This window comes from Variovorax paradoxus (genome assembly GCF_030811855.1).
GTDB lineage: Bacteria > Pseudomonadota > Gammaproteobacteria > Burkholderiales > Burkholderiaceae_C > Variovorax > Variovorax paradoxus_L.
On record NZ_JAUSRN010000001.1, the window covers coordinates 485769 to 506722 of the forward strand.

Sequence of the window (20954 nt, forward strand, 5' to 3'; positions counted from 1 at the left end):
GATCTCGCGTGAGCTTGTGGGCGCGGCGTCAGCCAGATCAGGGTTAACCCTCGATCGTTTCACTGAGCGTAAAGGTCGCAGACGCCGCTTCATTGATCGTCCCGGAGGGGGTGCGTACCGTACGGACCCAGGCGCACAAGCATGTGCGCCGTACCTAAAACACCGGAGACGCATCGATGAGTTCACATTGGATTTCGATCTACGCACTGGTCGGCATGTTCGTTCTGGCCACGGTGCTGCCCATCAACATGGGCGTGATCGCCTTCGTCGGTGCGTTCCTGGTCGGCACGCTGGTGGCCGGCATGAACACGAAGGCGATCATGGGCGGCTTTCCGGCCGACCTGTTTCTCACGCTGGTGGGCATCACCTACCTGTTTGCGCTGGCGCAGAACAACGGCACCATCGACTGGCTCGTCAGGCTGGCGGTGCGCGCGGTTCGAGGGCGCATCGCCGCCATTCCCTGGATCATGTTCCTCATTGCCGCGCTGCTCACGGCGGTGGGGGCGGTCAGCCCGGCGGCGGTGGCCATCATCGCGCCGATCGCGCTGGGCTTTGCCGCCAAGTACGGCATCAATCCGCTGCTCATGGGCTTGATGGTCGTGCACGGCGCGCAGGGCGGCGGCTTCTCGCCGATCAGCATCTATGGCGGCATCACCAACAAGATCGTCGCCAAGGCCGGCCTGCCGCTCAACGAGATGGCCACCATGCTGGCAAGCCTGGGGATCAATCTGTCCGTGTCGCTGCTGCTGTTCTTCCTGATGGGTGGCATGAAGCTGATCCGCCAGAGGGCCGACGTGACCGGCGCAGTACCAGCAACACGCCGCGCTGCACATGCGCAGGGCGGGGCGCAGGTATTCGGCGATGCGGAGGCCGAATCGTTCGCGGAAGAGCGCCGCGTCGCGACTGCGGCTGGCGAGTCGCTCATGGACGCGGCGCCGGCTGTCCCGGCCGACCAGGGTCCGCGCCTCTACCAGATCGCCACCGTCGCAGGGCTGCTGGCGCTGGCCGTGCTGACACTGTTCTTCAAGCAGGACATCGGCTTCGTCTCGATCACCATCGGCCTGGTGCTGACGCTGATGGCGCCCAATCTGCAAAAGCGCGCCCTGGGCCAGGTGTCGTGGCCGGAGATCATGCTGATCGTGGGTGTCAGCACCTACGTGGGCGTGATGGAAAAGATGGGCACGATCGATTTTGTCGGCCACAGCGTGGCCGGACTCACCTCGCCCATGGTGGCCGCGTTGCTGCTGTGCTTCGTTGGCGCCGTGGTGTCGGCCTTTGCCTCATCGACCGCGGTGCTCGGCTCGCTGATTCCCCTCGCGGTGCCGTTCCTGCAGGGCGACACGGGCGTCAGCGCCATCGGCTTCATCGCGGCCATGGCCGTGTCCTCGACCATCGTCGACGTCAGTCCGTTCTCCACCAACGGCGCGCTGGTGCTTGCCAGTGCAAAGGGCGTGGACCGCGACGTGTTCTTCCGGCAGCTGATGGTGTACGGTGCCATCGTGACGCTGGTGGCGCCCGTGATGGTGTGGCTGCTCTTCGTGGTCCTGTGAGGCGCATCTTCTTGTTTTTGATCGACCTTCAACTCCTCTTTCTATGACTTCCAGCTCCTGGACTACCAAGGCCGACGACCGCAATGCCCGGCTGGCGCGCGCGGCCGAAGCGCTCGGGAACCGCCTCGCCGGCAAGCGTGTCGAGACCGAAGCCATCGCCGCCCTGCTCGAAGCGGTGCTCTCGCCCGGCGATCGCGTCTGCCTCGAGGGCAACAACCAGAAGCAGGCCGACTTTCTCGCGCGCGCACTGGTCCAGGTCGATCCGGAAAAAGTGCATGGCCTTCACATGGTGCAGTCGGTGCTGGCGCTTCCTGAGCACCTGGACGTGTTCGAGAACGGCGTGGCCGCGCGGCTGGACTTCAGCTTCTCGGGGCCACAGGGTGCGCGGCTGGCCAAGCTGGTGTCGGCCGGCCGCATCGAGATTGGCGCGATCCACACGTACCTCGAACTGTTCGCGCGCTACTTCATCGACCTCACGCCCAAGGTCGCGCTGGTCGCCGCACAGGCGGCCGACGCCGAAGGCAATCTCTACACCGGCCCCAACACCGAGGACACGCCGGCCATTGTCGAAGCCACGGCGTTCTCGGGCGGCATCGTGATTGCTCAGGTCAACGAGATGGTCGACGGCAAGACCACCACGCTGCCGCGCATCGACATCCCCGCCGACTGGGTGAGCTTCGTGGTCAAGGCGCCGCGCCCGAATTTCATCGAACCGCTGTTCACGCGCGACCCCGCCCAGATCAGCGAGGTCCAGATCCTGATGGCCATGATGGCCATCAAGGGCATCTATGCCGAGTACGGCGTGCAGCGCCTGAACCACGGCATCGGCTTCGACACCGCGGCCATCGAGCTGCTGCTGCCGACCTATGCCGAGTCGCTCGGTCTCAAGGGCAAGATCGGCAAGCACTGGGCGCTGAACCCGCACCCGGCGCTGATTCCGGCCATCGAGGCGGGCTGGGTGGAGTCCATCCATTCCTTCGGCTCCGAGCTGGGCATGGAGGACTACATCCGCGCGCGTTCCGACGTGTTCTTCACCGGCCCCGACGGCAGCCTGCGCAGCAACCGTGCGTTCTGCCAGGCGGCGGGCCACTACGCCTGCGACATGTTCATCGGCTCGACCTTGCAGATCGACCTCGACGGCAACAGCTCGACCGCCACGCTGGGCCGCATCGCCGGTTTCGGCGGCGCGCCCAACATGGGCGCCGACGCGCGCGGCCGGCGGCATGCGAGCCCGGCCTGGCTCAAGGCCGGGCGCGAGGCGCGGGCCGGGCGCACCGGGGCGGCCGGCACGCCGCGCGGGCAGAAGCTGGTGGTGCAGATGGTCGAGACCTTCCGCGAGCACATGCAGCCGGCCTTCGTCGACCGGCTCGACGCCTGGACGCTGCAGGAGCAGGCCGGCATGGACCTGCCGCCGATCATGATCTACGGCGACGACGTCTCGCACATCCTCACCGAAGAGGGCATCGCCAACCTGCTGCTGTGCCGCAGCGACGCGGAGCGCGAGCAGGCCATCCGCGGCGTGGCCGGCTATACGGCAGTGGGCCTGGCGCGCGACAAGCGCGCGGTCGAGAACCTGCGCGACCGCGGCGTGATCCGCCGGCCGCAGGACCTTGGCATCGACCCCCGCCAGGCCACGCGCAACCTGTTGGCCGCACGCAGCATGCGCGACCTGGTGCGCGCCTCCGGCGGCTTGTACCAGCCGCCCAAGCGCTTCCGAAACTGGTAGCAGGAGATTCAACAATGAGCGACGTTCCCGCAGGGCTCGAAACCCTGGACTTTTCCTTTTCCGGCGGCCGGCCGGCCGGTGCCTTTGCGCCGGTGCTGGTCGGCGTGGTCGGTTCGGGCAACCTCGAGGTGCTGCTCGAGCCCGCCGGCGGCCATGGCTGCGCCGTGCGTGTCGAAACCTCGGCGCGCGGCTTCGGGCCGATCTGGCAGGCCGTGATGAACGACTTTCACGCGCGCCATCCGCTGGCCGGCGTGCGCGTGTCGATCAACGACATGGGTGCCACGCCCGCGGTGGTGAGCCTGCGGCTCGACCAGGCAGTGGCCGAGATCACCGGAGGCCAACCATGATCAGCTATGCCGAATGCTCCGCGCGCGAGCGGCTGGCGCTGCTGCTCGACCCAGGCAGTTTTCACGAATGGCTGCCGCCGAGCGAGCGGGTCATGAGCCCGCACCTGGCGCAACTCGGCGTGCCCTCGGCCTTCGACGACGGCGTGGCGGTGGGCCGCGCGATGCTCGACGGCCGCAGTGTGTTCGTGGCCGCGCAGGAAGGCGCATTCATGGGCGGCGGCGTGGGCGAGGTACACGGCGCCAAGCTGGTCGGCTTGCTGCAGCGCGCGCTGCGCGACCGTCCTGCAGCCGTGCTGCTGCTGGCCGAATCAGGCGGTGTGCGTTTGCACGAGGCCAACGCCGGTCTCATTGCAGTATCGGAAGTGATGCGCTCGCTGCTCGACGTGCGCGCCGCCGGCATCCCGGTGCTCGTGCTGATCGGCGGTGCCAACGGCTGCTTCGGCGGCATGGGCATCGTGGCGCGCTGTGCCGACTACATCGTGATGAGCGATGTCGGGCGGCTGGCGATGTCGGGCCCCGAAGTGATCGAGGCCTCCCACGGCGTGGATGAATTCGACTCGCGCGACCGGGCGCTGGTCTGGCGCACGACCGGCGGCAAGCACCGCTGGCTCACTGGCGACTGCGATGCGCTGGTCGAAGACGACGTTGCCGCTTTTCGCGCGGCGGCCATCGCAGCCATCGACGTGTCCAAGCCATTGACGCTGGAAGCGCTCGAGCAGGAGCACGCATTGCTCACGAAGCGCCTGCACGCCCTGGACACCATAGACACCACAGACCGCGACGAGGCGGCACTGCTCTGGAGCGCACTCGGCATTGCCGATGCACGGCAGGTGCCGGAGCTTTCGGTGGAAGCCGTCCGCGCGCTTCGCACCGCTTAAAAGAGGGGTTACTCCATGCAGTGGAATTCACTTGTCACCCAACTCTTCGGCCCGTACCACGGCATGCGCGAAGACGGCGATTTTCTGCAGGGCGAAGTCATTTTCGACGGCGAGCCCATTGCCGTGATCGGCACCACCAACCATGCGCCGATCGGCGTTCGGCTCGCGCTGGCTCAGGCCCGCGTGGTCCTGGACACCGTCGCGCAGCACCCCGGCCGGCCGACCCTGCTCTTGATCGACACCCAGGGCCAGCAACTGCGCCGGCGCGACGAACTGCTCGGCATCAACCGGGCGATGGCGCACCTGGGCGCAAGCATAGATCTGGCGCGGCGCCGTGGCCACCGCGTGATAGGCCTGGTGTACGACCAGGCGCTGTCCGGCGGCTTCATCACCTCGGGCTTGATTGCCGACGCCTGCTACGCGCTGCCGGATGCCGAAATCCGCGTGATGCGCATCCCCGCCATGGCGCGAGTGACCAAGCTGCCGGAGGAAAAGCTCACTGCCCTGTCGCAGTCCAACCCGGTGTTCGCACCCGGCGTGCAGAACTACGTGGCGATGGGCGGCGTGCGCGCGCTCTGGCGGGGCGACCTGCAAGCCTGCCTGCGCGAGGCGCTGGCCCACACGCCAACAGACGACCGGCGCGCACGAGACGGGGCCGAACGGGGCGGACGCCGCCTGGCCGCCGCTGTCGTGCAGCGCGTGCTGGACGCTGCTTGACCGCCGCTTGAATGCGCACCACCGCCATGCTTGCGCTGCGTCGCCACCAACTCGCCCACCTCTCCACGAGCGGCTGGGCCACCGTGCTGGGCCGGCCATGGGATGCGCAGGCACGCGACTGCCTCGCGCATTGGGCTTCGCATCAGTTGCCGCTGGTCGTGACGCGCCAGCCGGCGGACGCCACGGCCGATGGTTGGACCGCGCTCGGTTTGCCCGCGCCTGCGCACTGGGACAGGCGCCGGCTCGCGCTGCAGGTGCCGCACGCGGCGGTGCAAGGCCTCGGCGAATTCCCACGGCTTGACGACATGCAGGAGCTGCTGCCGCCGCCGGCGCATGGCGCGGTACGTGAACTGCTCGGCAGGCTCGACGCATGCCATGCGACGGCTCGCGTGTTCGGCAGCTTCGGCTGGCAGGCCATCAGCGGCTTCGATCACGTGCGGACCGATTCCGATCTCGATCTGTCGATTCCCGTCGACGGGGCGGGACATGCCGATGCCGTGGTTCGTGCACTCGGATCTTTCGAAGCGGAACGTCCCCGTCTGGATGGCGAGCTCACATTCGCGGACGGTGCGGCGGTTGCTTGGCGTGAATGGCGCGAGTGGCGCGCCGGACATGCGCGGGCGGTGATGGTCAAGCGCCTTGACGGCGTGTGCCTGCAGCGCGATACGGCGTGGTGCGCGCATGCGGAGATGACGGAACTGGCGGTATGAGGAACTCCGCGCTCTCGCTGGCACAGGATTCACGAGTGACACCGGCGGCCATCGGACGCGCCGCCACACTCGCGCTGTACGACGAACTGTCACTTTCGCCCAAGCCTGGCCTCGTCACGTTGATCGACTGCGGCAGCCACGACGACATGGACGCGCACACTTTCATGCGCAGCCTGTTCTCGTTGCGCCGCTACTTCGTCCAGATTGCCGAGGCCGGTTTTGGCGTCGCGGATTTCGCCGTGCTCGAGCAGCATGGCATCGCGGCGGAGGCGCGCATGCTGGCCGCAACCGGCGGCGTCAACACGCACCGCGGTGCGATCTTCATGCTCGGCCTGCTGTGCGCGGCAGCAGGCGCTGCGCTGCGAGAACAAGGCGGCGCATTGCGGCCGGCAGCACTGCGAGATGCGCTGCGCCGGCACTGGGGCGACGCACTGGCTCGCCGAAGCCAGCGGCCATCCGCTCTGCCCGGCGGCATCGCTGCGCGGCGCCACGGCCTGCGCAGCGCATCCGAAGAAGCGGCCCTGGCGTTTCCCGTGCTGTTCGAAACAGCGCTCCCCGCATTGAACGATGCACGGGCCCGAGGCCTTTCACCGCGCCTGGCCCGGCTCGACACCTTGTTCCACATCATCGCGGTGCTGGACGACAGCAATCTTGCGCACCGCGGCGGCCTCGCCGGCCTTCGCGATGCCCAGCGCGCTGCGCAAGACTATCTGGATCGAGGAGGCGTTGCGCGGCCTGAAGGGCTCCTGGAGGCGCAAGCCTTTGCGGACGATTTCGTACGGCACCGCCTGTCGCCCGGCGGCGCAGCGGATACGCTGGCCGCAGCCTGCTGGATCCGCCGCGTGTGTACGGGCCCATGAGCTTCGCACTGCTTTTTTCGGGCCAGGGCACCCAGCATCCCGCCATGCTGCCCTGGTTGGCGGACGACCCGCTGGTGCGCCGCACCTGCGCGCAACTCGGCGTCGACGATTGGCGCCGTGCGCTCGCCGATCCCAACTGGGCCGAACGGAATGACAACGCGCAAACGCTGCTGACCGGCCTTGCGCTGGCAGCCTGGGGGCAGCTCGCACCCATGGTCCCGTCGCCGGCCGCGGTCGCAGGCTACAGCGTCGGCGAGTTGGCCGCCTTCAGCGCGGCGGGCGTGATCGATCCCGCCACGACCGCGGCGCTTGCTCCGCGCCGGGCCGAGGCCATGGATCGTTGCGCCGCGCGCGCGCCCGGAGGCCTGCTGGCCGTCAGCGGCTTGGCGGAGCAGAAGCTCGAACAGTTGCGTGTCGAGGCCGGACTCGAACTCGCCATTCGCAACGGCAATGCAAGCGTGGTCCTCGGCGGCCCGATCGCCGCATTGGACGACGCCGAGCGCATGGCCCAGGCAGCCGGTGCGCAGTGCACGCGCCTGCGGGTCAACGTCGCGTCGCACACGCCCTGGATGCGCGAAGCGGCGGAGAGCTTTTCGCTCGCGCTTGCCGAAGTGCCCTTTCGCGCGCCGCAGGTCGTGCTGTTCAGCAATGCGGGGGATCGCATTCGAGATGCAAAGTCCGCCCGTGCGGCTTTGGCGGCCCAGATCGCACAGACCGTTCGCTGGGACGAATGCATGGAAAACATCTCGGCCCGGCAGGTGCGCTGTGTGCTGGAGGTGGGGCCCGGTCAGGCGCTGGCGCGCATGTGGAACCAGCGCTACCCCGCCATCCCGGCACGCGCCTGCGACGATTTCCGCAGTGCCGATGCAATTGCAGCCTGGCTGAACAGCCACGCGGAGCCATGAGTCCAGGCAGCGCACTTGAAGTCTTGAATCGAACAACAGGAGATCCATCGTGAGCAGCAACGAAGCAATGACCCTCTTTCCAGCCCCGGACATGAAGGACGCCCATGTGTCCGGCATGGCCGCGTATGAACGATTGGTCGCCGAGGCGGAGGCCGACTACAGCGGCTACTGGTCGCGCCTTGCTCGCGAATTCCTGAGCTGGAGAACGCCGTTCACCCAAGGGCTCGACGAGAGCCAATCGCCGTTCTTCAAGTGGTTCGAGGACGGCACGCTGAACGTGTCCTACAACTGCCTGGACCGCCAGGTCGAGCGCGGGCTCGGCGACAAGACGGCAATCATCTTCGAAGCCGACGACGGACAAGTGACGCGGGTCAGCTACCGCGAGCTGCTCGCTCGCACCTGCCGGATGGCCAATGCGCTGAAGGCGCGCGGCGTGAAGAAAGGCGACCGCGTCGTCATCTACATGTCGATGAGCATCGAGGGCGTGGTCGCCATGCAGGCTTGCGCGCGCATCGGCGCCACGCACTCGGTGGTGTTCGGCGGCTTCTCGGCGCAGAGCTTGCGCGACCGCATCCAGGATGCCGGCGCCGTGATGGTCGTCACCGCCGACGAACAGGTGCGCGGCGGCAAGCAGCTGCCGCTCAAGGCCATCGTCGACGATGCCATTGCGCTGGGAGGCTGCGAGAGCGTGAAGAACGTCATCGTCTACCGGCGCACCGACGGGCCAATCGGATGGGAGCCCTCCCGCGACCGCTGGCTGCACGACGAGACACAAGCCCAGCCGGAGACCTGCGAACCTGAATGGGTGGGCGCCGAGCATCCCCTGTTCGTGCTCTACACCTCCGGATCGACCGGCAAGCCGAAGGGCGTGCAGCATTCCAGCGGCGGCTACCTGCTGCATGCGGTGCTGACGACGAAGTGGACTTTCGACCTGAAGCCGGACGATGTGTTCTGGTGCACTGCGGACATCGGCTGGGTCACGGGCCACACCTACATCGCCTACGGCCCGCTGGCATTGGGCGCCACCGAGGTCGTGTTCGAGGGCGTACCCACATATCCTGACGCGGGCCGCTTCTGGAAGATGATCCAGGACCACAAGGTCAGCGTGTTCTACACCGCGCCGACGGCGATCCGCTCGCTGATCAAGGCGGCCGAGGGCAACGACGCCGTGCACCCCAGGCGCTACGACCTGTCGAGCCTGCGCATCCTGGGCTCGGTGGGTGAGCCGATCAACCCTGCGGCGTGGGAATGGTTCCATCAACACGTCGGCGGCGGGCGCTGTCCGATTGTCGATACTTTTTGGCAGACCGAAACAGGCGGCCACATGATCACGCCGCTGCCGGGCGCCACGCCGCTGGTGCCCGGCTCCTGCACCCTGCCCTTCCCCGGCATCGCGGCGGCCATCGTCGACGAGACCGGCACCGATGTGCCCAACGGTCAAGGCGGCATTCTCGTGGTGAAGAAGCCGTGGCCGAGCATGATCCGCACGATCTGGGGCGATCCGGAGCGCTTCAAGGCGAGCTACTACCCCCCGGAACTCAAGGGCTACTACCTGGCGGGAGACGGCGCGATCCGCGATGCGAAGACCGGCTATTTCACGATCACCGGGCGCATCGACGATGTGCTCAACGTCTCGGGCCATCGCATGGGAACGATGGAGATCGAGTCCGCGCTGGTCTCGTGCACCGCCCTCGTCGCCGAAGCCGCGGTGGTCGGCCGCCCCGACGACACCACGGGCGAGGCGATCTGCGCCTTCGTCGTGCTGAAGCGCGCGCGTCCCACGGGCGATGAAGCGAAGAAGATCGCCAACGAACTGCGCAACTGGGTCGCCAAGGAAATCGGCCCGATCGCAAAGCCCAAGGACATCCGTTTTGGCGACAACCTGCCAAAGACGCGCAGCGGCAAGATCATGCGCAGGCTGCTGCGCTCCGTCGCCAAGGGCGAGGCCATCACGCAGGACACCTCGACGCTGGAGAACCCGGCCATCCTGGAGCAACTGTCGGAACGGAACTGACGACACGCCGGCACTGGCGTCCGCCGCCGCGCCGTTCTATGCTTTGAGTCTTGCCGGACGGCCGGCAAGAAAGAGCGTTTGTCGTCAACCTGTTCAAGGAATGATCATGTCACTGCGCATCAACGATATTGCCCCCGACTTCACGGCCCAGACGACCCAGGGGCCGATCAAGTTTCACGAATGGATCGGCGACGGCTGGGCGATTCTGTTCTCGCACCCCAAGGACTTCACGCCGGTTTGCACCACCGAGCTGGGCTACATGGCGAAGATCGAGCCCGAATTCACCAAGCGCAACACCAAGCTGATCGGCCTGAGCGTCGATCCAGTCGATGCCCACGACCGCTGGGCCAAGGACATCGAGGAAACCCAAGGCTACCTGCCCAAGTACCCGATGATCGGCGACACCGACCTTGCGGTGGCCAAGCTGTACAACATGCTGCCGGCCGAGGAGCCGGGCACGTCCGAGGGTCGTACCGCGGCGACCAATGCGACGGTGCGATCGGTGTTCGTGATCGGGCCCGACAAGCGCATCAAGCTGATGCTGACCTATCCGATGACGACCGGGCGCAACTTCGACGAGATCCTGCGCGTGCTCGACTCGATGCAGCTGACCGCGACGCACAAGGTTGCCACGCCCGTCAACTGGCAAAAGGGCGAGGACGTGATCATCGCGGGCTCGGTGTCGGATGAGGACGCCAAGAAGCTGTTCCCCGCGGGCTGGAAGTCGCCCAAGCCCTACCTGCGCGTGGTGAAGCAGCCCGGCTGATCGCGAGCGCAGCATCATGGTCTTCGCGCAGATCGCGACCGGCGGCTGCCAGTCCTACCTCATCGGCTGCGACCAGACCTGTGCCGCCGCACTCATCGATCCGGAGCTGAGCCAGATCGACCACTACATCGCGCTCGCCGCCCGCGACGGCGTACGCATCCGCTACCTGATCGACACCCACACGCACGCCGACCACTTCTCCGCGACCCGCGAACTCGCGCGCCAGTTGAACGTGCCCGTAGTCATGCACCACGCGAGCCCCGCGCCCTTCGTGGACATGCGCATCGGCGACGGCGAGATGATCGTCGTCGGGCGCCTGCGGGTGCAGGTCACTCATACCCCGGGGCACACCGCCGACTCGATGTGCCTTCAGGTAGAAGACCGCCTGTTCACCGGCGACACGCTGCTAATCGGCGCCACCGGGCGCACCGACCTGCCCAGCGGCGACCCCGAAGCACTCTACGACAGCCTGTTCAACCGCGTGCTGCGAATGGACCCGGCGCTCAAGGTCTGCCCCGCGCACGACTACAAGGGACGCACCTACTCGACGATCGCCGAAGAGATCGCATCCAACCCGCGCCTGCAGGCGCGCGAACGCGAGGCCTTCGTCGAGATGATGCGCAGCCTCAACCTCACGATGCCGACGCACATCACCGAGGCGCTGCGCACGAACATGAGCGGCGGCAAGACCGTGGCGAGCCTGCTCGCCGAAGCGACGGCGGGGGTGCCCTTCATGTCGCTGGCCGAACTCAAGGCGCGCGTCGAGGCCGCGGAGGACGACCTGATCGTGCTCGACGTGCGCGAGCGCGACGCCTACGAGGCCGGCCACATTCCCGGCGCACGCCTGCTGCCGCGCGGCCAACTGGAATTGCGCGTCAACCAGGACCTGCCCGATCCCACGCGGCGCATCCTCACCTGCTGCGAGCTTGGCTACATCTCGACGCTGGCGGCTTCGACGCTGCGCGGCATGGGTTTTCTGCACGCGGTCGCACTGGACGGCGGCATGAAGGCCTGGCGCGAGGCAGGCTATCCGCTGACGGCGGGGCGCGTGGCCTGAGCACCCCGGGCCACTAGCCCGTGCGCGAGATCGCAACGCGCGATCCGCGTCGACGGGTATCGCGGCTATGACGAGACATCGAGCCGACGGCGGAAGTCGCCTGGCGTGCATCCTTCAATGTTGCGAAAGAACTTGGTGAAGTTGGTCGCCTCATCGAAGCCAAGCCGCTGCGCGATCGCGGAAATCGGCATCTCCGTGTGCACGAGCAGGCGCTTGGCTTCCAGCGCAAGGCGCGAGGCGATAAAGGCCTTCGCACCGACGCCAGCCACCGCACTGCAGATGCGAGTGAGGGTCTTCTCGGAACATCCCATGGCATGTGCGTAGCGCGAAACGTGATGCCACTCATGCACCTTCGCGTCCAAAAGCCGTTTGAAAAGACGAAAGCGCTCCGGCGCGTCGGCCGATGCTCCGGCGGGCGGCTGTTGCTCGGCGTGAAAGATGTGCAGCCGCATCACGAGCGTTGCCAGTTCACTCTGGAGCAGCCAGTTCAGCAGCGGTTGCCGGGCTTCGAGCGTGCACTCCTCCTCGAGCCGCGCGAGCGTGTCGGCCAAGAACCGACCCGTCGACCGGTCGAGGCGCAGATGGCCAGGAAGCGCATCGATCAGTTCAGGCATCTGAAGGCGTTCCTCGCCTTGCGAAGCCTGCAGCAGTTCGGGTCGGAACAGCAGGAGGGTTGCGTCCCAACGGCTTCCCGGGCCGAAGCGGTGAATCTGTCCGGGCCGGATAGTCAGCAGCGATCCGGCGCCACACTCGATGTGACTGAAGTCCACCACGGCGCGGCATTTTCCGCGTTTGACGTGCACGAACATGTGAAAGTCGTAGCGGTGGTGACGCTGTAGGTGGGCTCGGGGCACCCTTCGTCTTAAGTCCGACATCGAGAAGACCTCGAGATCCAGCGCGCTCTCGGCCGAGGGCCGATATGGGACCTGCTCGATATCGATGGGTCTCGTTCCGCGCGGCATCGACCCATTGTGTCCGATATTCACCATTTGGCCACCGACTTTGATCGTGTCGAACACGCCGGGAACTCGGACAATATGGGAACACGGGTACCGGGCGACCGCCATGCCCCCGGGTCCCATCCTGATAGACAGTCCGAGGCGACAGATGCACACCACAAACCGACAGTTCATGGCTCGCTTCGTGGAGTTCATCAACACCGCGGACCCGCGGCTCGCCACAGAGTTGGTTTCTCCGGACGCGGTGTTTCACGTTCCGGGGCGCGCCGAACCCGTGCACGGGCCACAAGGCTACCTGGAGATCATCGGGATGATGCGTGGCGGATTCCCCGACATTCAATGGACTCTTGAGGAAACCGTCATCGAAGGTGATGTCATCGCGGCGCGATTCACGATGCGCGGGACGCACCGCGGAGCTTTCTTCGGCGTGCCTCCCACTGGCAAGACGATTGCCGTGCAAGCGCTGAACATCTATCGACTCTCGACCGGGAAGATCGTCTCCGAAGTGGGGCAACCAGACCTGCTCGGACTGATGCAGCAGATCGGCGGGTTGCCGCGTTCCTGAGGCCCTGTACGTGCCGTTTGCATCGGGCTCCAGCCCAGGCAGCAGCGCGCCGTCGTCGCTCTACAAGTTCGATGGCACGAACTGGACGCGACACGGAGCTGTTCGTCCACACGTCGATCACGACCTCGCCGACCCGTCGCACCGGCATGCCATGGCATGGAACAACCCGTCCTTCGTCGTCGGACAGGGGCGCGAACTGGGTCCGCATCGACGGCGACGCGCATCGTTACGGCGGTGTATCGCGCATCGGCGCCGACACCAGCATCTACGGCCGGGTGTTCATGCCGGGCCGAGGGCTTGACTACAACTACTGAGTCTTGCCGCGACAACATTGCCAAAAGAAAATTTTATCTAAGAAGAAACGAATGCCGCCAGTACTGAACACCATGTCCCATGTCCGTCGCGTCGCGATCGCCTTCCTGAGTGCAGGCGTCGCCGCCTGCGGCGGCGGAGGGGGCGGCTCGTCGCCGACGACCGCCGCTGGGACATCCGCACTTGCCTTTGCACCCGTACCTGCACCTGCACCTGCACCTGCACCTGCACCCGTACCTGCACCCGCGTCCGCACCCCCACCTGCGTCCGCACCTGCGCCCGCACCTTCGATCACTACAGCCCTCGGCAAACCCGGCCGGCTCCTCGTGGGCCTCGGCGCGGCCAGTACTTTCGAGGACATGAACGCCCAGCAGATCGCTCCGGACATCATCGATACCTATCTCGTGGCGGTCACGGGTTTCAACTCTGGCGGCGGTAACGCATGGCCTCAATGGCTATACGGCGCTCCGGACGGTGGCGTCGTGACAAAATTTTCCAACGACGTCGCGGCCATGGGCGCCGTACCGATGTTCACTCTGTTCCAGATGCCTTCCCTGCGGGGTGGCGACGTCACCGTCATCAACGACGCGCCGTTCATGGCCGCCTACTGGGCGCAAGTCAAGTTGATGTACCAGAAGATCGGCGAGACCGGCCGCCCCACCCTGGTCAACCTCGAGCCTGACTTCTGGGGCTTCGCAGAGGGCAGTGCACCCGGCGGCGACCCGGCGAAGTTGCCGGCGCGCGTGAGCACGGTGCCGGAATGCGCCAGCCAACCGAATACGGCCGTCGGCGTCGTCGGTTGCCTGTTGACGCTCGGACGGACGTACGCGCCCAAGGCGAGGATGGGCTTCCCCCCGTCGTTGTGGGCGGGGGATGCAAACGCCACCGGCAGCTTCATGGCAAAACTCGGTGCAGACAAGGCCGACTTCATCGTGGCGCAGACGAGCGATCGCGATGCAGGTTGCTTTGAAGACCCGATGCCCGTGAAAGAGTGTGCGAATCGCGGCCCCGGCCCGTTCTACCTGGACGAGAACAACATCACCACACCGAATTTCAACCAGAGCCTGGACCAGTGGAGCACGGTGCGACGCCACCTGGGCGGCCTGCCGATCCTCTTCTGGCAGACCCCCATGGGCGTGCCCTCGACGACCCCCGGCGGAACTCCAAAGCACTATCGGGACAACCACGTCCAGTACATGCTGACGCATCCAACGCAGTACACGGGCAACGGCACATTCGCGATCGTCTTCAGTCCCGGGGACGCCACGTCGGCGGACATCACGACCGATGGCGGTCAGTTCGCGCGCCTGTCCCGCGCCTACCTGGCGAACCCGGCTCCGTTTCCCCCCTGAGCTCAACGGCAGAACAAGGAACCGCGATTCTGAGCCGGTCGTCACGCCACTCGCTTCGTGATGGTGCGTACGGGGGCCGGCTCGAACTGTGGTTCACTCAAGCTTGCCGAGCCGCGGCCAATAGCAGAAGCAATGTTCCGCCGCTGTGGTGACCCTGCAGGATGGAGCGGCAAATGAAGGCTTTCTCAACCTCAAGATTGGACCGCGGCTGGAGTGCTCAATTTTGAAAAGGCGCCAACAGGGCCTATCACCCGTTCTGGTGCGTGGTGCCCCAGCACTGGCATCCGCCGAAGGTCGCCCTGCGACTCAGTTGAGCGTTTAAAGCCGAAGTAGCCGCCTCGCGGGATCCTGAGCCGACCTTCGAGTGCCCCGAAGCAGACGCAAACCAAGAGGGCCGCGTTCAACATCAATTGGCGATAGGGCATGCCGTCAACGCCCTCACTCCGCGCAGTTCAGCATCCACTGAACACCAAAACGATCAGTCAACTTGCCGTAGTAGTCTCCCCAAGGCTGAATGCCCAAGGGCGTCGTGACTGTCCCGCCAGCGGCCAGCTCTCGGAAGAGCCGGTTCGTGGAATCGCGATCGTCCATGGCCAGCAAATGCGCGGAGCCTCGCATCGGCTCGGCGTCCTCGTTGTCCGAAGCATGGAAGAGCAGGCCTGGTCCCTCGAACTTGGCGTGCATGACCTTGCCACGCATAGTTTCGTTCGTGACGGGCATCCCATCGACTCCGTAGCGCAGCACCTCGACGACGCGGCCTAGACCGCATCTCGTATAGAAAGCCAAGGCCTGATCACAGGTCGTGGTGAAGAACAGATAGTTCGAGAGTTGCATGGAGTTGTACCGAGGTGACGCGGGGCTGTGACGCGGTCGGCCTCACGCCGCGGAATCGCTTTGCAGCCCCTTGCCGTCAGGCAGCAGCGGCCCCTTCGCCGAGCTGCGCATTGGTGAGCGCCGTTCCAGCAATGCCCCAGGCCCCGTCCACCGCATGGATCACATTGACCCAGATGCGCTCCTTCGGATGCTGCGCGCCAGACAGCTCATGAATGATGCTCGTGGCTTCTTCGATGTAGCCGACTTGAACCTCCCGGCTGGCAAACGCGAAGGATGGGACCTTCCATTCGACGAAAGCCACCGAAGCCTCCTTTGATCCGGAGTACGTGTGCTCCTTCGGCAAGACATGGATCGAGCCAACGATGTTGGGCGCCATTGCCTTGTTTTCCGCCAGGCCGTGCCATTTGAGCATGGCGTCGGACAGGCGGCTGAAGGCCACCTTTTCTTGGCCTTTGGGAAGAACGCCCTCGGTGAGGGTGAGCGTAAGCGGCATGGATACTCCAAGTAGGAAAAACGGCGTCGACTCACACGCTGCGATCTGCAGGGCATTTCAAGTAACGACCGTTATTTAGATAATACATAACGATCGTGTTTTGAACAACTACAATCGTCAGCTTCACATGTCGAAGGAACCCCTCGTGTCAAGGTCCGAACAGAAGGTGCAGACGCGGCAACGCATCCTGGAGGGCGCAGGTCGCGGGTTTCGCAAGGCTGGATTCGGCGGGATCGGGGTGGACGGCTTGGCAAAGGAGGCAGGCGTGACGTCGGGCGCGTTCTACGTTCATTTCGACTCAAAGGCCCATGCATTCCGTGAATCGATCGCACAAGGCATGGCTGAACTGAGAGGCGGCGTGCAGTACTACCAAGCAGAGCATGGGCGCGCTTGGTGGCCAGAGTTCGTGCGCTTCTATCTGGGCCCCAAGCGCAGGTGTGACTTGTCGGAGAGTTGCACTCTGCAGACCATGCCCACAGAAGTGGCGCGATCGGACGAAGCCTCGCGTACAACGTTTGAAAATGCTTTGCGCGATGTTGCACAGGCGATCGTCGATGGGCCCATCTCACCAGGGGCACCGCCGGACATTGAGACTGCTTGCGCCGCCCTCTCTTCGCTGATCGGGGCTGTCACGCTGGCGCGTGCCGTTGGGAGTGAAGCCTTCGCGGAACAAATTGCTGGAGCGGCAGAACACGCATTGCTGGGTGCGCGGAGTGGGAAGAGATCGCTCAAAACCATCTGAGTGAGATCTATAAGGAAAGTCTGCTTACGGGCGAATTGGGCGGCGGCATCAAACGTCGGCTCCTGCCGATTGTTGCTGAGCGGCGCCGCGATCAAGCATGCCCGCTGTCGCGTCTTCGCCAAGTGAGCAGATGCCGAGCGGTGCACTGCTTTCCTCGACTGCGGAACCCGGAAACAATTGATCATCCTCGCGATCGACAAGGGCCGTAAAGGAACTCGGCTGGTCAGCAACACCGTAGACGCAACCCATACGCATGTTCTGGCAGAGACCCAGAAAAACAGAGCCCAAACACGACTCCCAACTCTCATAAGCGGACCTTCGGCGCTCACGTCTCCCGATCGTCCGCCAGCATCGACGAAATCATCTTGAACAGTTCGCCTCCGGCAGCCCGGACAACAACTGTGCGTCGCGTCACCCGCACCGGCAGCGGCGCCCCTCGTCAGTCCCCCGCCAAAGGGGCCGCGTTGACCGCCAGTTGCGCGGTAAACGCCCGCTGGTAGGCCGGCCGCGCTTCGCCGCGAGCGACATAGGCAGCCAAGCTGGCAAACTCGTTCAGCAGGCCGGATGATCGGAGCCGCAGCAGCACCGACACCATCAGCAGGTCGCCAGCACTGAAGTCGCCGTCCAGCCAATCGCCATTGCCCAGGCGGGCGGCCAGTTGGTTCAGTCGGACGCGCACCCGGTCCTCGACGAGGGGCAGGCGCTCGGCTTTCCAAGGCCTGTCGCCTTCCGCCAGCTTGACGGTGACGAGTTCGAGAATGGGAAGCTCGACCGTATTGAGCGCCGCGAACATCCACGTGATGGCGCGCGCCCGTGCGTTGGGATCGGTGGGCAACAGGCCCGGGTGGCGCTCGGCGATGTGGAGCACGATAGAGCCGGTCTCGAACAGCGTGAGGTCGCCTTCCTCGTAAGTGGGGATTTGCCCGAAGGGATGCAGTGCCAGATGCGCGGCCTCTTTCATTGCGCGGAACGACACCAGGCGCACCTCGTAGGGCAGGCCGGCCTCCTCCAGTGCCCAGCGCACGCGCGTGTCGCGCGCCAGACCCTTGCCCCCGTCGGGCGACCGTTCAAAGGCGGTGATGGTGATGGTCATCGTGGTGTCCTTTCGAAGTGCGGCAAGCGTATGGCGCGGTTGCAAGCGGCAGGTATGGGCCGCAGGTTCGGCCTGCAATCTGTACGACCAAATCCAAGCGGCCCGCGAGATGTAGTACTAAGATATTCGCCCCTATACACAGCCCAGGAGCTTAGCCATGGGAACACCTACCGAAACCGCGAAGCAAGCGTATTCAGCTTTCGCCGCTCGAAACATACCCGCGCTTCTCGAAATGCTTGCCGAGGACGTGGATTGGCGATTCATGGCCAGCCCAGAAACCGGCACGCCGTACGGCGGAGCCTTCAAGGGCCGTCAGCAGGTTGGAGGCTTCTTCGCGAAGCTGGCGGAGACGATCGAGATAGTTGAATTTGAGCCACGCGAATTCTTCGAGGGGCCAAACCACGTGACAACAATCGGCCGCGTCAAGGCCAGGCTGCTCCCGGACGGAAAGGTGCACGACACAGATTGGTTGCAGCTCTTCGTACTGGACAGCAACGCCAAGATCAGCCGCTGGTTTGGCACTGAGGACAGTGCAGCCAAACTCGACAAATAGGTGGGCAGAGGACCGCCCATCTGCCAAAGTCAGTTCGTCGCGAAGCAATACATCAGCCCAGCGCTGCCGCTCGTCTTGAGTTGGTCGACGCTGCAGCCGCGCGTACCGTGCGAAGAGTTCCACGAAGCATTGGCTACTGGATCGGGATTGGTGCCCTTGTGGTCGTGGTGACCCACGATGGCGGAGCCGCCGTCGCTTTTGGTCCAATTGCCACATGTGGTGTCCTTACCGGGCTCGGGCACGGCCACGGTGCCGTCAGGGCGCGAGCCGGTGAGGATGTCGTGGCGGTTGACCGGATCGCCGAAGCCGGAGACAACCTCGCCCTTCTCGGTCAGCGATGTGTCCTTGCCGACCTTGGCATTGGCGCTGTGCAGGTCGGCCACGCTGGTGGCAACGACCACTCCCTTGGCATTGGTCCAAGGACCAGTGCCGATCCGGTCGCGCGCATTGACAGCCGGCTGCCCGTCCGCGGCAGCGGTGCTCAAATAAGCCCGCCACGTTTTGTTGCCCGCCCCCGCACTCGTGGCCAGCGACTGGCAGAAGCGGTCGGCTCCGGCCAAGCCTCCGAGGTCGCCGCCCTTGCCGGGGTTGGCGCTGGTGATGAAGAAGCTCATCGGGTTGCCGCCCGATGAACGCATGGCGCCGCAACCAATGATCAGTGCGGCGGCTGCGACGGCGGCGCCAGTGGAAAGAAATAAGCGACTGGACATCGACAGACTCCTGGCAGTATTGGAGCCTGGAGGCTACCGCACCGTCGTGTCAGCGGCAATCCATGTGCGCCCCCAGGCGGCGATCGCAATGCAACATCGTTGCGGCGGCGTTCGCGCGGGTAGACCCGCGACTGGTTCGGCGGACTATCGCCGCGGTGTGAGGTGGATGTGTGCCGTTGCCGGCGTTTCGTTCAATCCGAAGCGAGGCGCTTGAACACCGCTTGAAGCAACCCGAGATTCGACACATCCGCGGCCACGGCATCTCGGCGGAACGAACTGCTGTCGTAGGGCGAATAACTGTTGATGGGGTTGTCGATGGCGGGGCGCACCGGTACGACATAGGTGCGAACCTTCCCATCGAAACTGAACCGCTCGTTATTGCGCGGAAGAGGTGTCAGCGCCGAATCCGATGCCAAGGTGTTGGCAAGATGGCGCCTGATGCTTTCCGTGTTGACGCCGTAGGGGCCCGCACTCTCTACGACAACACTCTCCGGTCCCGTGCGAGCAGCCAATTTTTCGGCGACGCGATGCTCATTCGCGGCCTGGCTGACGACCTCATTGGCGACCGCGGAAGTCACGGTGAGCAGTGAACCGAAGCAGAAGGCGAGTGCCATGCGACCCAAAGGGAAATCCAAACTCATCAGGAACTCCTTCGCCTTGACGGCACGCGAAAACCGAAGTTATAGCCGAACTCTGCGTCCCATCCTGGACGAATTGCGCCCTGGCACCGAGCGACCGGATCTGGCGACTCCGGGCCAGCATGGCTAGAACCGTCGAACCCTGAGCATGCACGCCAAGGCAGCCTGGGCAAGGCTCTCCAAGTCAGGCGTCGCTTCTTCGACGACGACCGAACAGCATGGCCGCGAGTGGGATGGTGGTCAGCACGCCAACGGCCACCAATGTCCACCCGATATTCTTGCGTTGCTCTTCGCTGAGCCTGCTGGCAAGCAGCAGGCCCACGCCCGCCCCCAGGGCGCCACGGGTCCCGGCCAACAAGGCGAGCTCGGGTAAATGAACTTCAGTTGTGAACACGACAGAACTCCTTTCGTGCCGAGAGCGGTCTTTCAGTATGCGCCGCAGGCGCCTGTCTTGTCCTCAATATCTCGCTACGGATTTACGTCAGCCCTTGAGATATCCAGTCACGAGACGCGCGCCCTCGTCGATCAGCGCTTCGATCCGATCCCCGGTCAGCACTTTGGAATGGTGCAGCACCGCGTTATGCGTCAACGCTTCGATTGTGGTGACACATACAAATGATGCGAGCTCGAGGTCATCGACGCCGAGCTCGTCGCGGGTTCCTTCGAGATAGGCTCTGAACAGACTGAAATTCTCACGACTGAAAATCTCCAGCTTCTCGAGCTTTCCCACGCGCGGGATCTGCTCGGCGAGCACCCGATGCAGGTGCGGATCGTGCCGGTGCGCCTCTACCGCAATCGCGACGAATGTGCGCATCGCCTGTTCCAGCGGTTGGGTCGAGACCCGCATCAAACCACTGCGGACCGTTTGCATGATCTGCTGCTGATGGCGCTCGATCACGGCGGCGACAAGTGCCTCCTTGCCAGGAAAATATTGATAGAGCGAGCCAATACTGACCCCCGCAACTTCTGCGATGCGGTTGGTGCTCGCCTTGTCGAAGCCTTCCTTGACCAGAATGCGAGCAGTTGCCTCGATCAGGGTGTCGACGGTCGCGCGCGATCGCTCCTGAGTCGCGATTTTTCTAGGCTTGATGACGGGCTTTCTCGCCATTTGTTGATCCCGGTAATGCGAGTAGCAAAAGCGAATGATCGCTCATATCCTGGGCAGACGCGTAG

At 64.9% G+C, this 20954-nt stretch carries 25 protein-coding genes; 16 read left to right on the forward strand and 9 right to left on the reverse strand.

Going from position 1 to position 20954, the window contains the following annotated elements:
- Nucleotides 1-176: 176 nt before the first annotated feature.
- The 11 genes from J2X92_RS02535 to J2X92_RS02585 all read left to right on the forward strand — a co-directional run bounded on the left by J2X92_RS02535 (nucleotide 177) and on the right by J2X92_RS02585 (nucleotide 11530).
- Complete coding sequence (locus J2X92_RS02535; protein WP_307573111.1) at nucleotides 177-1550, forward strand: SLC13 family permease; 1374 nt, start codon at nucleotides 177-179, stop codon at nucleotides 1548-1550.
- A gap of 43 nt (nucleotides 1551-1593) precedes the next feature.
- Nucleotides 1594-3276 carry a malonate decarboxylase subunit alpha gene (gene mdcA / locus J2X92_RS02540; RefSeq protein ID WP_307573112.1) on the forward strand — a complete coding sequence of 561 codons (1683 nt, stop codon included), beginning with the start codon at nucleotides 1594-1596 and terminating at the stop codon, nucleotides 3274-3276.
- Between the two features lie 14 nt (nucleotides 3277-3290).
- A complete protein-coding gene (mdcC, locus tag J2X92_RS02545) occupies nucleotides 3291-3623 on the forward strand; it encodes a malonate decarboxylase acyl carrier protein (RefSeq protein ID WP_307573113.1) in 333 nt (110 codons plus the stop codon).
- Nucleotides 3620-4501: a biotin-independent malonate decarboxylase subunit beta gene (locus tag J2X92_RS02550; RefSeq protein WP_307573114.1), complete on the forward strand. Its 882-nt coding sequence runs from the start codon at nucleotides 3620-3622 to the stop codon at nucleotides 4499-4501. The genes mdcC and J2X92_RS02550 overlap by 4 nt, the downstream gene beginning before the upstream one ends.
- A gap of 15 nt (nucleotides 4502-4516) precedes the next feature.
- Nucleotides 4517-5218, forward strand: coding sequence for a biotin-independent malonate decarboxylase subunit gamma (locus J2X92_RS02555; protein ID WP_307573115.1), 702 nt, complete (start codon nucleotides 4517-4519; stop codon nucleotides 5216-5218).
- Between the two features lie 11 nt (nucleotides 5219-5229).
- Complete coding sequence (gene mdcG, locus J2X92_RS02560) at nucleotides 5230-5928, forward strand: malonate decarboxylase holo-[acyl-carrier-protein] synthase (protein ID WP_307573116.1); 699 nt, start codon at nucleotides 5230-5232, stop codon at nucleotides 5926-5928.
- Nucleotides 5925-6788 carry a triphosphoribosyl-dephospho-CoA synthase MdcB gene (mdcB, locus tag J2X92_RS02565; RefSeq protein ID WP_307573118.1) on the forward strand — a complete coding sequence of 288 codons (864 nt, stop codon included), beginning with the start codon at nucleotides 5925-5927 and terminating at the stop codon, nucleotides 6786-6788. Before mdcG ends, mdcB begins: the two co-directional genes overlap by 4 nt.
- Entirely contained in the window at nucleotides 6785-7693 is a 909-nt protein-coding gene (locus tag J2X92_RS02570; protein WP_307573120.1) for an acyltransferase domain-containing protein, read from the forward strand. Before mdcB ends, J2X92_RS02570 begins: the two co-directional genes overlap by 4 nt.
- Before the next feature lie 67 nt (nucleotides 7694-7760).
- Nucleotides 7761-9707, forward strand: coding sequence for an acetate--CoA ligase (gene acs / locus J2X92_RS02575; RefSeq protein ID WP_307573839.1), 1947 nt, complete (start codon nucleotides 7761-7763; stop codon nucleotides 9705-9707).
- Nucleotides 9708-9813: 106 nt separating this feature from the next.
- Nucleotides 9814-10473 (forward strand): peroxiredoxin, encoded by a 660-nt coding sequence (locus tag J2X92_RS02580; RefSeq protein ID WP_307573122.1) that lies wholly within the window; start codon nucleotides 9814-9816, stop codon nucleotides 10471-10473.
- 16 nt (nucleotides 10474-10489) lie between these two features.
- The gene (locus tag J2X92_RS02585) at nucleotides 10490-11530 is read left to right on the forward strand and encodes an MBL fold metallo-hydrolase (RefSeq protein WP_307573123.1); all 1041 of its coding nucleotides are present in this window, start codon (nucleotides 10490-10492) and stop codon (nucleotides 11528-11530) included.
- Between the two features lie 65 nt (nucleotides 11531-11595).
- On the opposite strand, the gene J2X92_RS02590 is transcribed toward J2X92_RS02585, so the two are convergent.
- The gene (locus tag J2X92_RS02590; RefSeq protein ID WP_307573124.1) at nucleotides 11596-12549 is read right to left on the reverse strand and encodes an AraC family transcriptional regulator; all 954 of its coding nucleotides are present in this window, start codon (nucleotides 12547-12549) and stop codon (nucleotides 11596-11598) included.
- Nucleotides 12550-12661: 112 nt separating this feature from the next.
- On the opposite strand from J2X92_RS02590, the gene J2X92_RS02595 reads away from it, so the two are divergent.
- The 3 genes from J2X92_RS02595 (at nucleotide 12662) to J2X92_RS02605 (ending at nucleotide 14718) form a co-directional block, all read left to right on the forward strand.
- Nucleotides 12662-13054, forward strand: a complete 393-nt coding sequence (locus tag J2X92_RS02595; RefSeq protein WP_307573126.1) for an ester cyclase — start codon at nucleotides 12662-12664, stop codon at nucleotides 13052-13054.
- Between the two features lie 71 nt (nucleotides 13055-13125).
- Nucleotides 13126-13368, forward strand: coding sequence for a hypothetical protein (locus J2X92_RS02600; RefSeq protein WP_307573128.1), 243 nt, complete (start codon nucleotides 13126-13128; stop codon nucleotides 13366-13368).
- Nucleotides 13369-13725: 357 nt separating this feature from the next.
- Nucleotides 13726-14718 carry a hypothetical protein gene (locus J2X92_RS02605; protein WP_307573130.1) on the forward strand — a complete coding sequence of 331 codons (993 nt, stop codon included), beginning with the start codon at nucleotides 13726-13728 and terminating at the stop codon, nucleotides 14716-14718.
- Nucleotides 14719-15156: 438 nt separating this feature from the next.
- Here J2X92_RS02605 and J2X92_RS02610 read toward each other — a convergent pair whose 3' ends face one another.
- Together J2X92_RS02610 and J2X92_RS02615 are read right to left on the reverse strand one after the other, a co-directional pair.
- Nucleotides 15157-15552 (reverse strand): VOC family protein, encoded by a 396-nt coding sequence (locus tag J2X92_RS02610; RefSeq protein ID WP_307573132.1) that lies wholly within the window; start codon nucleotides 15550-15552, stop codon nucleotides 15157-15159.
- A 76-nt stretch (nucleotides 15553-15628) separates the two neighbouring features.
- Nucleotides 15629-16045: a 4-oxalocrotonate tautomerase gene (locus J2X92_RS02615; RefSeq protein ID WP_307573133.1), complete on the reverse strand. Its 417-nt coding sequence runs from the start codon at nucleotides 16043-16045 to the stop codon at nucleotides 15629-15631.
- Between the two features lie 100 nt (nucleotides 16046-16145).
- Between J2X92_RS02615 and J2X92_RS02620 the strand changes: the two genes are divergently transcribed.
- On the forward strand, nucleotides 16146-16787 hold the full coding sequence (locus J2X92_RS02620; protein ID WP_307573135.1) for a TetR/AcrR family transcriptional regulator: 642 nt from the start codon (nucleotides 16146-16148) through the stop codon (nucleotides 16785-16787).
- Nucleotides 16788-16835: 48 nt separating this feature from the next.
- Here J2X92_RS02620 and J2X92_RS02625 read toward each other — a convergent pair whose 3' ends face one another.
- On the reverse strand, nucleotides 16836-17036 hold the full coding sequence (locus J2X92_RS02625) for a hypothetical protein (RefSeq protein WP_307573137.1): 201 nt from the start codon (nucleotides 17034-17036) through the stop codon (nucleotides 16836-16838).
- Between the two features lie 190 nt (nucleotides 17037-17226).
- Complete coding sequence (locus J2X92_RS02630; RefSeq protein ID WP_307573139.1) at nucleotides 17227-17880, reverse strand: glutathione S-transferase family protein; 654 nt, start codon at nucleotides 17878-17880, stop codon at nucleotides 17227-17229.
- 157 nt (nucleotides 17881-18037) lie between these two features.
- On the opposite strand from J2X92_RS02630, the gene J2X92_RS02635 reads away from it, so the two are divergent.
- A complete protein-coding gene (locus tag J2X92_RS02635; protein WP_307573140.1) occupies nucleotides 18038-18433 on the forward strand; it encodes a nuclear transport factor 2 family protein in 396 nt (131 codons plus the stop codon).
- A gap of 29 nt (nucleotides 18434-18462) precedes the next feature.
- Here J2X92_RS02635 and J2X92_RS02640 read toward each other — a convergent pair whose 3' ends face one another.
- The 4 genes from J2X92_RS02640 to J2X92_RS02655 all read right to left on the reverse strand — a co-directional run bounded on the left by J2X92_RS02640 (nucleotide 18463) and on the right by J2X92_RS02655 (nucleotide 20889).
- Nucleotides 18463-19143: a hypothetical protein gene (locus J2X92_RS02640; RefSeq protein WP_307573141.1), complete on the reverse strand. Its 681-nt coding sequence runs from the start codon at nucleotides 19141-19143 to the stop codon at nucleotides 18463-18465.
- Nucleotides 19144-19334: 191 nt separating this feature from the next.
- Nucleotides 19335-19784 carry a hypothetical protein gene (locus J2X92_RS02645; protein WP_307573144.1) on the reverse strand — a complete coding sequence of 150 codons (450 nt, stop codon included), beginning with the start codon at nucleotides 19782-19784 and terminating at the stop codon, nucleotides 19335-19337.
- A 181-nt stretch (nucleotides 19785-19965) separates the two neighbouring features.
- Complete coding sequence (locus J2X92_RS02650) at nucleotides 19966-20175, reverse strand: hypothetical protein (RefSeq protein ID WP_307573146.1); 210 nt, start codon at nucleotides 20173-20175, stop codon at nucleotides 19966-19968.
- Nucleotides 20176-20262: 87 nt separating this feature from the next.
- Complete coding sequence (locus J2X92_RS02655) at nucleotides 20263-20889, reverse strand: TetR/AcrR family transcriptional regulator (RefSeq protein ID WP_307573148.1); 627 nt, start codon at nucleotides 20887-20889, stop codon at nucleotides 20263-20265.
- Nucleotides 20890-20954 lie beyond the last annotated feature (65 nt).